Source organism: Photobacterium marinum, assembly GCF_000331515.1.
In the GTDB taxonomy this organism is placed as follows: Bacteria; Pseudomonadota; Gammaproteobacteria; order Enterobacterales; family Vibrionaceae; genus Photobacterium; species Photobacterium marinum.
This window is the reverse complement of the sequence record NZ_AMZO01000006.1, coordinates 450,713-467,283: the sequence shown is the minus strand read 5'-3', so window position 1 is coordinate 467,283 and position 16,571 is coordinate 450,713. Positions and strand designations below refer to the sequence as shown.

The following is a 16,571-nucleotide window of genomic DNA, read 5'->3' as shown; positions in this document are numbered from 1 at the left end:
TGTTTTCCTTTTATTTACAGGTTATCTGTAGAACTTTTTCCCAAATCGCGCGGATCTGGTATCCAATCTGGCTTTCACCCATCTCTTCCACGCTCTTTCCAGCGACTTGAGCCTGGGTAACCAGCTTGTCGTAGTCGATACGACCAAGAAGATAAGCGCCGAGTTCTTCACCAAGCGCCTCGATCTGCTCGGTCATATTGGGGTTGATATCCCACTTGTTAACGCACAGAGAAGTAGGCAGACCAAAGTGTCTGGCCAATCTCAGAACCCGCTCAATATCATGCATGCCGGACTGAGTGGGCTCGGTTACCAACACCAGATGGTCCGCACCTGTGATCGAAGCGATAACCGGGCAGCCGATACCCGGAGGACCATCAACCAAAAGCAGTTGGGCACCTTGCTCTGTTGCCACTTTTCGGGCCTCACTCCTTACCAAACTGACCAGCTTTCCGGAGTTTTCGGCAGCGATACCCAAATGGGCGTGAACCATAGGGCCAAAGCGGGTATCCGAGCGATACCACTCACCACACTCCCGCTCAGGAAAGTCGATACAGTTATCTGGGCAGAAATAAACACAAACACCACACCCTTCACAGGCTGTCTGGTCGATGCTATAGCTGTCGTTTTCTTTATCGTAGATAACCGCGTCAAACCGACAATACTCTTTGCACATATTGCAGGAGGAGCACTCATCACTGCGGATAGAGGCCTCATTACCGCTGTAGAAAGTGTGTTTCTGCTGTATCTCCGGGTTTAATACCAGATGCAGATCTGCAGCATCCACATCGCAGTCGGCCAGTACCGCCTGCTGTGACAGTGCAGCAAAGGAGGCCGTCAGGCTGGTTTTGCCTGTCCCCCCCTTACCGCTAAGAATGACAATCTCTTTCATTGTGCTTCGCCTACCATTGACTCAATTGCTAACAGCAGTTGTTGCAGTTCAGGTTTAAGCCCGGGAATCGCTGAGAGCAAAGCCTCTCCGCGAGAGTACGCCTTAGCCACCTCGCGACTTTCCGGAATGCGCAGCATCACCTCAATACCTTGCTCGTCGCAGTAGGCATCGACACAGTTATCCAATTGATCAAACCGATTTATAACCACGGCAAAGGGCCGCTGCAGTTCACGGACGGTCTCAACCGCTATTCTCAGGTCGTGGAGACCAAAAGGGGTTGGCTCGGTGACCAACAGGACAAAGTCGGCATCACGAACCGTAGTGACCATCGAGCATGAAGTGCCCGGCGGCGAATCGATAATTGATAGCTCATCAGGAGAGAGCTTCTGTTTGACAGCTCGGATAACCGGGGTGGCCATCGCAATCCCCACATCCATCATCCCCTCAGTAAAGCGAACCCGGCCGCTCTTACCTTGTCTCAAGGTGCCGACAGGGTGCATCACCTCGGTGAGTGCCTCATCAGTGCAGAGTCGAGTACACCCGCCACAGCTATGGCACAGCTCAGGGAAGACAATCGCATATTCACCCTGGGTGATGATGGCATTGAACTGACAGATCTCAGCGCAATCGCCACAGCCGCTGCAGAGATCACGATGTACCATAGGGACCGCCACCGAAACCGTTTCAGCTGAATCAATCTCCGGGGCAAGAAATAGCTTTCCGTTGGGCTCCTCAACATCGCAATCGAGGTAGTGCACAGTCTGCTCTGCTGCGAGTGCCAGGGCTACAGACACAGTGGTTTTCCCTGTTCCTCCTTTACCGGAGGCAATCGCTATCTTCATACCCCTCTTCCCGCGCTTTTAGCCAGCTCTGTTGTGCTGGTAACTATCCAGTCACCCACCTGGTAGTTGTAGGCGTCGGCAATCACCCCGCACTTGATCTGAGTAAGCAGGAACACCTCTCTATCGACGGTATTTAGGGTTTCAAAGTTAGCTTGTCCCTTAGCAATAATTATATCGGCCGCGTCAAAAGCGGCTTTGAATGAGTCCGAGCAGTGGTGCAGTATGGTCCCCGGCCCATCGGTGCCGTTATCAATAATGCTTGCAAATTGGTCTATCCCCGCTTCGATAGCATCGGCCTCGACGGCATCATTGATGACTGGAGAGCCCTTAACGACATAGGTTACCTTAAGGTGCTTTGGCAACTGCTCAATCAAAAAGCGATCTAATACGGTCTCACCGGCGTTATCTGCCAGTATCAGCACATTACCTGCCTGCTGCAGCTTCTGCTTTAACTGGTTAACCATCTTAGTGTCGATGGGATGACTGTTGGCCTTTTCAAACGAGTCGTTAATTCGCTCATCATCCCAGACCGACAACAAGGCAAAATCCAGGATATTTCCGGCAATCGCAAAACGTAGCGCCAGCTCAAACGGATCCTCAGATGCTTGCAACTGCTTGGTTACGCGAGGAACCAGTGACAGCGCCACTTGGGTTGATTGTTGCTTAATCTCTAAATAGGGGTCATCGCAACCCACTTCTTGGCGCAAGATGCGGTGAATTCGCTGCCCCATTTCAGGTGGAGAGAGGCTGAGGTCAAAGTCTGCTATCTGCCGTGAGATACGACGCAGAGCATTGCCGATCAGCTGCTCATCATCACTGATCCTGCGCCCGGCCTCTAAAGCCTGGCGCATAAAGCAGGGAATACATTCGAGACTACTTCTCATCCTTAGCTCCAGTGTGACTCAACAGTCGCGTCGCTGATCTCGGTAAGCCCGCCAGAAATAAACTGCTCAACACACGCTTTTAGTGAATCCATATCGCAGCTAAAGATTTTAACTCCAGCGCTCTGCAGCACCTTAAAAGCTTTAGGACCGCAGTTGCCGGTGATTAAACACTCTGCCCCAGTGGCGATAATATTTTGTGCAGCCTGAATACCGGCGCCCTGAGCAGCGTTCAGATTCTGCTTGTTATCTACAAACTCACAAATATTGCGCTCGGTATCGTAGATAAGAAAACCAGGAGCACGGCCAAAGCGTTTATCCAGCTCACCATCCAGTGTCTGTGAGGAAGTTGTCAGTGCAATTTTCATTTTATTTATCCTTATGCTGGTGTCGGCGGATACCGCCGACACCGTTACTACTTATTCGCTTTGGCTTAGCTGAGTACGGTCAACCCCCATACCCCGGCGCCCCCTGCCAAAACCACGTCTGGCGCAGGAATCCTGACGCTGGCCACAAGCGCAGCCTCCCCCTGCTCCTGCATTACGACCTTTTCCAGCGTTTTTACCGCGACCTTTTTTCATTTCGTTACCCATTGGGCCGGTTCCATCACATCCAGGCATCATTGCCTCCTGTTTCTCTGATTAAATCTTCCACGCGGAAGATCGTTACGCTTGCAGCTATTTCCTGCGCCCATACGGCGGCGTCTTTTGCAGCAGCCGGGCATGGAAAACGATGCCTTATCCAGGCCGCCGTTCATCCAAGCGTCTATTAGCTTGCTGGTCTCCCCAGCACAAAACGGATATACCTTGATACCTCGCGCTTCTACGGCGCACTGCAGCGAGTGAGAGATGGCACCACAGACCAACAATTCGACTTTTTGATTATCAAGAAAAGTCAGCTTATCCATGACACAACCGACTGGTAAGGCGAGGTTTTCCTTATGCACAGCCCCCTTGCTGTCTGACTCAACGAGCAAAATCTGTCCCGCGACATCAAACACCGGAGATATCCGGTCGTTCCAGGTTGTAAATGCTGCTTTCATACAAAGGCTCCATCGTTGATATCTTAGATATAGCAATTGGCATTCCAGTTTTTGAAATCGAGCCAACATCCTTGTATATACATGTTTTTAAAGGGGATAAATAAAAGAAAAGGAATGTAGGGAAATTACAATGGCTGCATTTGTGCAACCATTATGGACTCAGGTGGTTGCAGCCATGAAACCATTGCAACTATCGGTTGCGACCATTCTGCTTAGGAAAAGGGATCTGTAGGGACTTCATCTTGCGATAAAGGGTGGTTTTGTGGATACCCAACTCACGAGCCGTTGCAGCCCGGTTGAACCTATTACGCTTTAGTGACTCTTGTATCGACTGCTTTTCTGCCAGCTGACGCGCAGAGCCGATAGCTTCTGGCTGGTCTTTCGGCATCGCTTTTGCGCCCAGCTCAGACGGCAGATAGCCCGGGCCAATCTGCCCATTAGGGCAGAGCACAAAGGCTCTTTCAATAACGTTTTCCAGTTCACGCACGTTTCCTGGCCAGTCATGATCAAGCAAAAATGAAATGGCTTCAGGGGAAACGCCAGACACCTCACGGTTCTGCAGGCGGTTAAAGTTGCGTACAAACTGATCAACCAGCAGCGGGATATCTTCCTTACGGCTTCGAAGTGGTGGAAGTTTCAAGTCCACCACATGGATTCGGTAGTACAAATCCTGCCTGAATTCGCCGTTAGCAACCATTGCAGCCAGATCTTTGTGAGTGGCTGCAATGATCCGCACATCACTCTGTTCCGACTTAACCGCGCCTAGCGGCTCATAGCTGTGTTCCTGAAGAACACGCAGTAGGCGCACCTGAAGGGCTGGGCTGATCTCACCGATCTCATCAAGAAACAAGGTTCCGCCCTCGGCCAGGGCAAAGCGGCCCGGCTTGTCCTGGGTTGCCCCGGTGAAGGCCCCCTTTTTATAGCCAAATAGCTCAGATTCAAGCAGGTTATCTGGCAGTGCACCGCAGTTAATGGCGATAAAAGGTTTATCTGCGCGAGGTCCCATATCATGTACGGCGCGAGCCAATAGCTCCTTTCCGGTACCGGTCTCCCCTTGGATCAGAACATTGCTGCTGCTTGCAGACACCGCCGGCAGCAGCTCAAACAGGTTGCGCATAAGTGGGCTGTGACTGACAAAGCCCCCTACTTGGGAGCGCCCCTTAAGCGCATTCCTCAGCGCCTCCACCTCACTTAGATCGCGAAACGTCTCTGCGCCACCGATAACCTGGCCTTCACTATTTTTAAGAACTGCCGTTGATACAGAGACCGGAATGCGCTCACCTTCAGCATTGATGATATAGCAGGATTTATTGATTATCGGAGTGGTATTGTTGAGCGTCTGTCGTAAGGCGCAGTCGGCCTCACACATACTGGACTTAAACACCTCAGAGCAACGTTTTCCCAAAGCTTCATTCCTTGGGATCCCGGTAATACCTTCTGCAGCCCGATTAAAAAAGCTGATCCGCCACTGGTTGTCTACCGTAAACACACCATCCGAGATGCTCTCAAGGATGGAGTCGGTAAATTCAGTGAGTTTGAGGGGGTTACTATGCTCTTCCATATATCATTCAGTAAAAGTTATACCACTATTGATAATGGCTATATTATACCTAACACAGCGGTAAATCAGGATCTTAGCTCCAAAACAAAAGCCTTCTCGTTGAGACAACACTTATGTTAAGAGCATCTTCCACGCCATGAAGATAAAACTATCCAAGATGAGTCGATTGAGGTATCGCTCAGCACTCGAAGCTTACCCTAAAGCCTGTCGCTTAACCCGTGCTAATGAGTACTCAAATATTCTCGCTTTTTGACATCCAGAGTGACGTCCGGGAGAAGCAAGAAACAATCAGAGGCACATTATCGCGCCTCTGGCAGGTATATTATAAGTAGTGGCAAATTAGATGTGATCTAGGCGGATATGACTATTTTTCAGGTCATCACGCGTTATGCCTTTGCCATCATTCAGCGCATTAAAATGACGTAATAATCCGGCGAGAGCATGAATAGAGCCCAACAGATCACCTGTGTGTGCAGACTCTGATGATGTGTGCATGTTACGAATTGGGTAACCAATGGTGATTGCAGCACTATCAACACCGGCTAACGCAGCCGCCATACCGTCTGTGCCCATGTCACGACCGGAGAAATCTAACTGATAAGGAATGTCTTGCTCTCGGCAGACGTTCTCTAAAGATTGAACCAAATATTCTGAGGTAACAGAGCCACGACCAATGGTAAAACCGTCACCCATCTTAAGAGGGTTCATTTTACGGTTACCAATTCCAGGCGCTGCTTCGTAGTCGTGGTTTACATCAGTTGCAATTAATACGTCTGGCTTAAGCTCACCCACTAACTGGGTAGAACCAAATCTGCCAATTTCTTCATGAGTTGCAATGGTATAAAGAACACGAACGTTCTCAAGGCTTTCATTTGCCACTAGACGAGCAATCTCTGTGACAGAGAAACAACCCAGACCATTATCTAAATACGCACCATAAAAAGTATCTGGAGAAACACCATGCTTAATTGGGCGGTCAAGGAGAATCGGGTCACCTGCTCGTAGTCCTAAAGCTTCAACTTGTGCTTTACGATCATTGCCATGTGTATGCAGCTCAAGATAAATAGATTCTGGCTTAATACCCTGTTCACCACTGCGCTGAGCAGGCGTGGAGAAGTGAATTGCGCCTAAAGCCTCAACAGTGCACCCTTCAATCATTTTGAATTTACCGGCCTCATCAGGGTGCTGGCAAAAGACTTTAACTTCATGGCCAATTAACGTTGTAGGCAGGAAAGAATCCGTGTTAATCCACACTTTGCCATCGTCATCTATTTTACGCACCTGCATGCGAATTTTGTCAGCGTGGCCAACAATCATCACACTAACCAGGTCGTCACGACCAGGATGAGAATCGAAAACCAGACCCGCATTTCCTTTGAATTGATGGATCCCCCAATCGGAAGGCATAAAAGATTCAAATTCAGGTTTGATCACGCCATAGCTCATTGCAGCTTCAAAACCAATTGGTGAAGGTGATGCAAGTACTCTCTTCATAAATTCGAATTGCTCATGTGGCATAGTGTTTTGCCAAGCGTGTTTATGTTCCGCGGCGTTCTCTAAACTCATTATTTAACTCTCTATCTATCTGGGTTTAATAAAATTCACTGTAATTCATAAATTTCAGTATCTTGATAAAGAAACTTACCACAGACGCAAGCCGCTAACCAAAGCTTGTTACGTTTAGCCAGCCATAGTAATGAGGAGCTTATCCCTGACAACAAGCCTCGAGACCTGGATCCTAATTTTCATCTTTCAGTTTAATTTCAAACATTGTTTCCAGCTCTCAGAAAAAGATAGAGATGGTAATGCCCTTCAGTACTAAAGGTATCCTTGGCAGTTTCTCATCGAACCAGGCGTCAGGAAAACCTCATATGATTAAGTGAGCTTTAACTCACTTTTAATCGAATGGTGCTTTCAGTTTTACGAGATTTCTAACGAATTGTATGGAACTTCGGAGAGTAAGAGATCAACGCCCTGCAAATCGAGCGTTGACAGCCAGTTACGACATCGCATTGAGATAAATATATCAGGTTCCTAAACTAAACTGCTGCAGGTTCTTCCGTTCATGTGCGTTTGTGACTGAACACCTTTTTCCAGCCTGCGACATTCAATACAGTAACTTTGAAAACCTTCAGGATTACGAGCAGTCACCCTTGCTGGTGTTTTGCCAAAAGAGGATGGATAAGGATGGAATACATGCTCGCCACCATTTGCCTCTGAACAATGAGGGCACGACTTATACTTTCTACCAGTTTGAGGATCTCTCTTATGGAGCATTCCTATATTTAAACTTTTATCGCAACAACTACATATCATATAAAGCACCTTAGCTAAAAAATGTAGTCATATGATATTGGCGACTTATTAATCAAACCATGAAATAAACCTCATAATGAGATGCTATCGGTAAATAGGTTACTTAGTCTTTACAAATTAACATGCGTTTAGTTTCTTCGATTGAGATTAGCCCCCAATCAAGCCTTTCATTCACGACTATTAATCGAGTTTCAAACAACTTGCTAAACACCATCATGTATATATTAATATCAAACCACACCCATTGTTTAGTCACAGTTAACTATGAGTTTACTTTATGGGTAATTACTTACCAATTACTGAATGATATATTTATTCCACAACATTAATAAACGAACCGAGTTGAAAATATTTTTAGTATTAATCATCTCTATGCCTATGTACGTTGCAACAATGTAAGAAACAAACTTCTTAATAAAGACATCAATTTAAAACAGAAGCCAGTTGCAGTGGAAAGCGAACCTCTAATCGACTGTTAAGTTTAACAATTTAAAATACATAGAAAATAACGCAAAACCATGTACAGAGGCATATAAAGTCATCGAAAAAGATGCCGATATTCATTCGGAAAAACACCTAAGATTACCAGGATACTCGTTAACGCATGTAGTTATATATCGCTAATTACTGCCTAACTCCATAACTACAAATGGACACATATGAAAAAGATAATCATGATAATATCACTTACAGTACTGGTTGTATTTTCACCTGTTCTTTACCTTATTTACAAATTTGCTTTCACTGGCCCAATCTCTGATGATGAGTTTCAAAAAAAGCTTCCCTCTATAGTGAAGAATCTTGAAACAAAAGTCGAAGGCAATGGTAAAGAAACACTCGTGTTTATTCATGGCTATCCAGATAGCTTAGAGATGTGGGACAAGCAAGCTGAATATTTTAAAAAAGAGTACACAGTTGCGCGTTTTACGCTGCCAGGCTTCGAATTAAAGGATAATGGTGAAAGACCTCATTACAGTATCAAACAGATTAGAATGATTATCGATGGTTATATTAAAAGCTTAGAAAGAGGGAAAGTTACCGTTATCGCTCACGATTGGGGGGCGTTCTATGCTTCGCAATATCTTAAACAAAATGACTTAGTGGATAGAGTGGTACTCTTTGATGTCGGAAGCTTTGGCGAAGAAAAACAGCCAGTCATCAATGTAAAATACACTTTTGCACTGGCTGTTGCTTGGACACTACCTGAGTTATTAGGTGAAAAATTAGCACTTTATACCGCTGATAAAATTTTAGGTTTTCCAAATGTTGACTCTAATAAAACGATTGAGGATTTCCGTCCAGATACTCGTATGACTTACCCGTACTGGCATCTATGGAATTCGATCCTGACTAAAAGAATTAGTAAGGCAACACCGGTCGAAGAATATGGCACACCTTTCCTTTTTATCTACGGTAAAGACAAAAGCGTATGGTTCCATGCTGAAAGTTGGGTAAAAGATCTGCATGATAAGAATAAAGGACAAGTAGAAGCCGTACCTGGTGGACATTGGTTTATGCTCTCTTCACCTGACTTAGTTAACCAAAAAGTCGCTGCTTGGCTGGAAGCGAACTAACCTTTTAAGAGGGAAATCAAACAATTTCAATCCAAAAGGCCAAATAAAATTTGGCCCTTTGAATCAACTTTTATTTTCCACCGTTTAATGACATACAAACTATCAGTAATTGGCCTTTATTACAGATTCAATCAAACCAGTGCCAGGAAAATCAGCTACTACAATGCCAACATAACTTGAAGGATGTTGATTTATGAAGTTTTTAGTTAGTGTATTTGTTCCTTCAAAGGCTATTGAACAAATACCAATAAAACAACCGACACGAGGAAAATCAGGATAAGAATATTTCCATCCTGGCGTTGTTTGTCCTGTCAACAAGCGCGGAGCCCCTGTTCCCGGAGAAGAGTGACCGCTAGCGATAAAATAGGGAAAACTACCACCAGAAGCAGTAAGGTAATTAATAAAGCCTCTGTGATAATTATTTGCAGAATTAATGGCCTTATTTAGGTGAGATTTTACCGCCGTCCACTTTGAATAAAGATCCCAATTGGTTGTTACTGAATATTTGTCTTGAATATCAAAGCTATAATATGAAAGGCCAAAATTTGGATAACCTCCACTACCGAAGTTTTGCAAAAAGACTATCTTGCCCCGGGTATCACCCAAATTTGGCCGCCAAGACGTTGGGGTCCAAATAATATTACTATATCGATTGTAATAATCGTTGAATGTGTCTTCAAAACGACGTGTATTGCCTTCTTCAGTATGCTCTTTTTTCACGCGCATCAGGACAGTTTCTGATGGGTTTTCAGCAAGAAACGCAGCAACATCATTTAGAATATGGCCAAATCGTTGGTGCTGATATACAGGTCCATGATGGATAGAAAATGAATCTCCGATATGACGCAAACGGACATCAAGGAAACGCACCCCAGCATTTAACTGCTGGCTAATACTTAGGCTCTGAGTTTGTACTGCATCCCCACCATAGAATGAACCAGAATCATGTGTACCAGGAATAGAAATCTTTCGAATTGGCAGACTATCATTCAATCCTTTCATCCAAGTTTTCTTAGAAGGTAAGTCAGTTGAATCATGATAATAGCCGTTATCATAATGAGCAAAGGATTGGAAGGACGAGCACAGCGTCGCAGCAAATAATAAAAACTTTAATTTATTCATCAATAATTGCCTAATAATTAAATAAGTTAACAGGGTAACATTTAGGTGCTTTGCCACTAGGGGGACAACACAAAAAACGAGGCATTGTTTCAAAAAGAAATTACTAAAAACAACAAGTTATAGCTTGACATTAAAGATACGAGTAAATACAAGTGAGAACACTTTAGGTCAAATAATTCCATCCCCCCCACGAAAAGCAGACAATATAGACAACATAAGTACCGCATAAAGCAGGCTTTTAAGTCAGTTAACTTTGATTTTCAAATTTACGGCCTGTGTTTTTATAGTGTTCTAAAAATTAAAATCATCTATTTTATAACTGTCTATCAACACCATCATATTCATCTTAAACATGTGGGACTTTAAATTTTCATACAGTGGCTATGTCACCATACTGTTATGGAAAGCCATCAACACATTCCAAAAACTTAGGACTATAATTACTTTTCTTGTTAAGAAAATTCAAGCCTACAAATAACAATATACATAGGTGGTTATCTTACAATGAGGCAATCATACGCAACATTATAATTTGCTATATTCAAATAAGCCTTGATTATACGAAATGGTCATGAAACACAGATATGGGCAATAGCCAATGGGAAGCATCACCATCATAAGCAATGGTTCAGTGGTGACATTTGAAATGATTATGGGCTGCGCTTGCCGTTAGCAGAAATTAAGCGCGAGTATTTGGACTACTATCCTGATCAACCACCACAACACACTAATTTATAGTGTTTATCTTAGATAAGTTCAAAGTTATCACGTTCAATAATCAAAAAAATATCAACATGTGGTTGTTTCTGAAAAAGTTCAAAGCCACCTACCTATACAGGTGGCTTTATTTATATTAAAGCGTAATCTTCTTCACCATCCCGGCTTCAGCATGCCCTGGTATATTACAGGCAAATTCGACATTGTTGTCGCCGTGGAAATGCCACAACAGCTGTTTTGCTTTCCCCGGTTTAACGGTTACCGTGCTGCCGCTGTCATGAGCATGACCTGTCGGCATGTTTCGCATCATTTCGCGGTGCTTCAGCTGTTCTTCTGCTGAACCAATAGAAAACTCGTGATCGATCTTGCCAGTGTTCATCACTACAAACTGAACAACATCATTAGGCTCAATGTTCACCTCTTTCTTAAAGGTAATTTTCATGTCGTCACTCAGAATGACGTGAACAACCTTATCTGGCTTTGCGCCATTAGCAGGCATTCCCACCACCGACATGCCTTCCATGCTCATACCTGAGTGATCCATTTTAGAATGATCCATATCTGCGTGTTGCGCGTGAGTATGATGATCATTACCACCAGCCATAGCTACAGAAGTCGTCAGGGTTAGTGCAACAGCAATCAATGTTTTTTTCATTATCCGGTCCTTGTTATTACGTTTGTTTTCAAGGTCTATTTATGTTTTTGGGGTAGCGTCACCTCTTCTTATACGAGCCTGAAGAGGTGCCGCCTGTTACGTTAAAGAGGACTAGCGATATCTTTTTGTTTCCACAGCTTGAAGATAGCTGGCAGTACCAACAGGGTGAGCAACAACGCCGAAGCCATACCGCCAATCATCGGCGCGGCAATACGCTGCATCACTTCCGAACCTGTTCCCTCTCCGTACATGATCGGGATAAGGCCGATAATAACCGTCAGGACCGTCATCATGACCGGGCGCACACGCAAACCAGCACCTTCACGAATGGCGTTACTCAGATCTTCGGCGCTGAGAGCATAATGGTTCTCGGTCGCTTCGTGTTTTTTGTCGTGCCATGCCTGATTGAGATAAACCAGCATGATCACCCCAATTTCAACAGCGACACCGGCAAGAGCAATAAAGCCAACACCAACCGCAATCGAGAAGTTATAGTCCAAGATATGCATCAGCCATAATCCGCCGACCATTGCCAATGGCAGCGTAGCCATAATAATCAGCACTTCACCAACACGGCGGAAACTGAAATAAAGCAGCAGCATGATGATGGATATGGTAATAGGCACCACAACACTTAAACGCGCTTTTGCTCGCTCCATATATTCATACTGACCAGACCATGCCAGTGAGTAGCCGGACGGCAGTTGCAACTGCTCCGCGACTATTTGCTGCGCTTCTGTAACATAAGAGCCCAAATCCCGACCATCGATATCTACAAATACCCAACCATTCGGACGCGCGTTCTCTGTTTTAATCATCGGCGGGCCATCTTCATAACGAATATCCGCGACATCAGCCAGTGCGATCCGCGCACCGCCCGGCGTAACCAGCGGCAGATTCTGCAACTTAATTACCGAATCACGATAATCCTGCGGGTAGCGCACATTGATCGGGTAACGTTCCAGACCTTCGACAGTCTCCCCTACCGTCATACCACCTACCGCTGTTGATATAACCTGTTGAACATCCTTTATGCTAAGGCCATAACGTGCGGCAGCGCGACGCTTGATATCAATAGTGACATAACGCCCACCAGCTACACGCTCGGCATAGACAGAAGCTGTACCCGGGATCTGGCTGAGGATCGGTTCCAGATCGGCCCCTATCTTCTCAATCTCCTTAAGATCAGGCCCTGCGATCTTGATGCCAATAGGCGTTTTTATCCCGGTTGCCAGCATATCGATACGGGTTTTAATTGGCATCACCCAGGCATTGGTCAGGCCGGGTAACTGCACTAAATCATCAAACTCTTTCCGCAATGATTCTGTGGTTACACCTTCTCGCCACTGATCCTGTGGTTTCAGTTGGATCACGGTTTCAATCATGGTTAGAGGAGCCGGATCGGTAGCAGTCTCCGCGCGTCCGATTTTGCCCCACACGGTTTCCACTTCCGGTACGGTTTTGATCAGCTTGTTGGTCTGTTGCAACAATTCACGGGCCTTACCGATCGAAATACCGGGATAAGTCGTCGGCATGTACATCAAATCACCTTCATCCAGCGGCGGAATGAACTCGCTGCCCAGTTTGCTAGTCGGGTAATAAGCCGATGCCATCAAGGCCAGCGCCACTACAATCATGGCTTTAGGATATTTCAAGCTGATGCTCAGCAGAGGACGATACAATGCGACCAGAGCTTTGTTCACTGGGTTTTTATGTTCCGGCAGCACTTTCCCGCGAATAAAGTACCCCATCAGCACCGGAACCAAAGTGATCGCCAAACCTGCAGCGGCTGCCATGGCGTAGGTTTTCGTGAAAGCCAGCGGCGAGAACATCTTGCCTTCCTGCCCTTCCAGTGCGAATACCGGTACAAAACTAAGCGTAATAATCAACAGCGAGAAGAACAGCGGAGCCCCGACTTCCTCTGCCGCCTTACCGATTACCTGCCAGCGATTTTTATCAGTAAGCGGCGTACGTTCAATGTGCTTGTGAACGTTTTCTATCATGACAATCGCACCATCTACCATGGCCCCGATAGCAATGGCGATCCCACCGAGCGACATGATATTGGCGTTAATGCCCTGCCAGTGCATTACTACAAAGGCAACAAGGATGCCGACCGGCAGGCTGAGTGCAATAACCAGTGACGAACGGATGTGGAACAGGAACAGCGCACAGACTATCGCCACAACAATGAATTCTTCCGCCAATTTGCTCCATAGGTTTTCGACAGCGGCATTAATCAGGGTTGAGCGGTCGTATGTGGCTACGATTTCTACCCCATCCGGTAAACTGCGCTGAAGCTCTTCCAGCTTGTTTTTAACATTATCAATCACTTCACTGGCGTTCTCGCCAAAACGCATCACAATCACGCCACCGACAGCCTCTCCTTCGCCATTGAACTCAGAAATACCACGACGCATCTGCGGGCCAAGGTTGATGTCGGAGATATCACCCAACAGTAACGGCGTACCTCTTTCTGTTACTTTCAGAGGCAGGGACTTAATGTCTTCGATACCGGTCAGGTAGCCTGTGGTACGCACCATATGCTCAGCCTCAGCCACTTCAATCACCGAAGCACCGGTCTCCTGATTACCGTTCTTTATTGCGTTGTTCACCTGTTGCAATGTCAGGTCATAAGCACGCAGTTTCACCGGATCGATTTGCACCTGATACTGCTTCACCATCCCACCGACAGTCGCCACTTCCGACACCCCATCGACAGTTTGCAGCTCATACTTCAGGAACCAGTCCTGCAGGCTTCGCAGCTCTGCCAAATCATGCTGACCCGTTTTGTCCTGCAAGACATAACTGTAGATCCAGCCAACCCCGGTCGCATCAGGCCCTAGAGTAGGTTTAGCATCAGACGGTAGGTTAGGAGCCACCTGGCTCAAATACTCCAGCACCCGCGAACGTGCCCAGTACATGTCGGTATCATCGTTAAAAATGATATAAACGTAGGAATCACCGAAGAATGAATAACCGCGAACGGTTTCTGCCCCCGGCACCGCCAGCATAGCAGTGGTAAGCGGATAGGTAACCTGATCTTCCACCACCTGAGGCGCCTGTCCCGGATAGGAAGTTTTGATGATCACCTGAACATCAGACAGATCCGGCAAGGCATCGACAGGGGTCTTTGTTACGCTGTACAAACCGCCCAGGGTCAGGAACAGGGTCGCAATCAACACCAGGAAACGGTTGCTGATCGACCAGCGGATAATAGCGCCAATCATTGCTCGTCTCCCGCCTGTTCATTCTCAACAACATTGAGCTTTTTGAGCACATAATCAGAGCCGTCTTTCGCCACCAGAAAACGAACCTTTTGTCCTTCAGCGAAAACGGATAAATCAACATCATCTCCCACAGAGAAATTCATCTCACCACTATCCCAACGCCATTCAGTAACGGGTTGGTGGTTCAGGGTGATCATGCCAAAATCCGCCATTAGCATTGAAATTTCACCGTTTACCCAAGCTTCTGTCGCGATCACACTGTTATCAACTTTGTAATCGACAATCTCATATTGACCGGATTCCGTTTTACGAATTTCAAACTCGATCGCCTGACCTTTTTGTACATCGCCCATTTCCACATCGTCAGCAAAAGTAAAGTTCATCACCATACCCGGCCAGCTCCATTCAGGAACCGGTTGATGGTTGATGGTCAACATGCGGTGCCCCAGCATGACATCGGTAATTTCACCTTTGGCCCAAACCGTTGCTGCCTGCAATGCGGCATCCTCATCATTAGATGAATTTATCCGAGACAGATCCGCCGTCTGGCTGGATTCAGAATCCAGCATAAAGTGTGCGGAGGTAACAACACGCTCCTGATCGGTAAGCCCTTGGAGTACTTCAATCTTATTGCCCGCTTCACGGCCAACCTCGATACGAGCTGAGCGGAATTTACCGTCCCCTTCGGCAAGCACAACACGAGTCATGCCGCCCGAGCGGATCACCGAGGCTTTAGGCACAGTCAGCACCGCCAGATCACTGACGGGCTGCAAGGCGATGTTGGCAAACATATTCGGCTTGAGTTCAGCTTCTGGGTTCGCGAACTTCAAGCGAACCCGCAGGGTACGGGTTTTCGGGTCAAGGATCGGGTAGACATAATCTACTTCACCCTGCCATTCTTTTCCGGGGATCGCGTCCAACGTCATGGAAGCACTGCTGCCAGCTTTTACCCAGTGGGCCTGGCGCTCAAAAACTTCTGCATCAACCCAGACTTCATTTAACGGCCCGGCACTAATCACCGCCTGAGCCGGAGACAGATAACCGCCTTCACGAATATTCAGGCTGGCGATAACACCGTCAGCAACCGCTTTTACTTCAATCGACTGCGAAGCCCGGCCACGCTTAACGATGCGTTTGATTTGCTGACGATCGACACCAAGCGAGATCAGCCTCTCCGTTGCCCCCTTAACCAATCCGTTACGTCCAGTGCGATACGCATTAAGCAACTCTTCCTGTGCTTTAACCAAATCCGGTGAATAAAGAGTAAACAGAACATCGCCCTTCTTTACTTTTTCACCGACGGCATTGATAAGCAGCTTCTCAACCCACCCCGCAACACGGACGTTGGTTTGCCATAACTGACTTTCGTCAAAAGCGATATAGCCAACGGTTTCAATTCGAGGCACCAGTTTCGTCCACTCAACAGGTGCCGTTTTTACACCAAGGTTGTTCTCTACTGCCGGATCGATTTTCACCGTACCGGGTTTGTCATCAGAACCGGCGAGATCTTCGGCATAAACCGGGATCAAATCCATCCCCATCGGCGACTTACCCGGCTTATCACGCTTATAATTCGGGTCCATCGGTGCCACCCAGTAAAGAGGTTCATTCGCCTTTTGCGCAGACTCCGTCTCAGACGTTACCGACATAGTATGAAGGTTGAGGTATTGATTGGCTCCAAATCCGATTGCACCGCCCACCAGCAAAGCAATCGTGGCTACTTGTAATGTTTTCATTGTGTT

At 46.5% G+C, this 16,571-nt stretch carries 13 protein-coding genes; 1 reads left to right on the top strand and 12 read right to left on the bottom strand.

Annotated features, from left to right (window positions below; all coding sequences use genetic code 11):
• Positions 1 to 10: 10 nt before the first annotated feature.
• The 8 genes from C942_RS06455 to C942_RS06420 form a co-directional block, all read right to left on the bottom strand.
• Positions 11 to 889, bottom strand: coding sequence for an ATP-binding protein (locus C942_RS06455; protein ID WP_007463791.1), 879 nt, complete (start codon positions 887 to 889; stop codon positions 11 to 13).
• The gene (locus C942_RS06450) at positions 886 to 1,731 is read right to left on the bottom strand and encodes an ATP-binding protein (protein WP_036798921.1); all 846 of its coding nucleotides are present in this window, start codon (positions 1,729 to 1,731) and stop codon (positions 886 to 888) included. Before C942_RS06450 ends, C942_RS06455 begins: the two co-directional genes overlap by 4 nt.
• A complete protein-coding gene (locus C942_RS06445) occupies positions 1,728 to 2,615 on the bottom strand; it encodes a damage-control phosphatase ARMT1 family protein (RefSeq protein WP_083882313.1) in 888 nt (295 codons plus the stop codon). Before C942_RS06445 ends, C942_RS06450 begins: the two co-directional genes overlap by 4 nt.
• 2 nt (positions 2,616 to 2,617) lie before the next feature.
• Positions 2,618 to 2,980 (bottom strand): NifB/NifX family molybdenum-iron cluster-binding protein, encoded by a 363-nt coding sequence (locus tag C942_RS06440; protein WP_007463787.1) that lies wholly within the window; start codon positions 2,978 to 2,980, stop codon positions 2,618 to 2,620.
• A 51-nt stretch (positions 2,981 to 3,031) separates the two neighbouring features.
• Positions 3,032 to 3,235, bottom strand: a complete 204-nt coding sequence (locus C942_RS06435; RefSeq protein WP_198287465.1) for a hypothetical protein — start codon at positions 3,233 to 3,235, stop codon at positions 3,032 to 3,034.
• Complete coding sequence (locus C942_RS24315) at positions 3,232 to 3,654, bottom strand: NifB/NifX family molybdenum-iron cluster-binding protein (protein WP_051035742.1); 423 nt, start codon at positions 3,652 to 3,654, stop codon at positions 3,232 to 3,234. Before C942_RS24315 ends, C942_RS06435 begins: the two co-directional genes overlap by 4 nt.
• 190 nt (positions 3,655 to 3,844) lie before the next feature.
• Positions 3,845 to 5,215: a sigma-54 interaction domain-containing protein gene (locus C942_RS06425; RefSeq protein WP_007463782.1), complete on the bottom strand. Its 1,371-nt coding sequence runs from the start codon at positions 5,213 to 5,215 to the stop codon at positions 3,845 to 3,847.
• A 339-nt stretch (positions 5,216 to 5,554) separates the two neighbouring features.
• Positions 5,555 to 6,709, bottom strand: coding sequence for a M28 family peptidase (locus C942_RS06420; protein ID WP_232428139.1), 1,155 nt, complete (start codon positions 6,707 to 6,709; stop codon positions 5,555 to 5,557).
• Between the two features lie 1,481 nt (positions 6,710 to 8,190).
• Between C942_RS06420 and C942_RS06415 the strand changes: the two genes are divergently transcribed.
• Entirely contained in the window at positions 8,191 to 9,105 is a 915-nt protein-coding gene (locus C942_RS06415) for an alpha/beta fold hydrolase (RefSeq protein ID WP_007463774.1), read from the top strand.
• Between the two features lie 102 nt (positions 9,106 to 9,207).
• Here C942_RS06415 and C942_RS06410 read toward each other — a convergent pair whose 3' ends face one another.
• The 4 genes from C942_RS06410 to C942_RS06395 all read right to left on the bottom strand — a co-directional run bounded on the left by C942_RS06410 (position 9,208) and on the right by C942_RS06395 (position 16,565).
• Complete coding sequence (locus tag C942_RS06410) at positions 9,208 to 10,227, bottom strand: phosphatidylinositol-specific phospholipase C (protein WP_007463772.1); 1,020 nt, start codon at positions 10,225 to 10,227, stop codon at positions 9,208 to 9,210.
• Between the two features lie 853 nt (positions 10,228 to 11,080).
• Positions 11,081 to 11,599 carry a copper-resistant cuproprotein CopI gene (gene copI, locus C942_RS06405; protein ID WP_007463770.1) on the bottom strand — a complete coding sequence of 173 codons (519 nt, stop codon included), beginning with the start codon at positions 11,597 to 11,599 and terminating at the stop codon, positions 11,081 to 11,083.
• Positions 11,600 to 11,700: 101 nt separating this feature from the next.
• Positions 11,701 to 14,829, bottom strand: coding sequence for an efflux RND transporter permease subunit (locus C942_RS06400; protein WP_007463768.1), 3,129 nt, complete (start codon positions 14,827 to 14,829; stop codon positions 11,701 to 11,703).
• Positions 14,826 to 16,565 carry an efflux RND transporter periplasmic adaptor subunit gene (locus C942_RS06395; protein WP_007463766.1) on the bottom strand — a complete coding sequence of 580 codons (1,740 nt, stop codon included), beginning with the start codon at positions 16,563 to 16,565 and terminating at the stop codon, positions 14,826 to 14,828. Before C942_RS06395 ends, C942_RS06400 begins: the two co-directional genes overlap by 4 nt.
• Between the last annotated feature and the right edge of the window lie 6 nt (positions 16,566 to 16,571).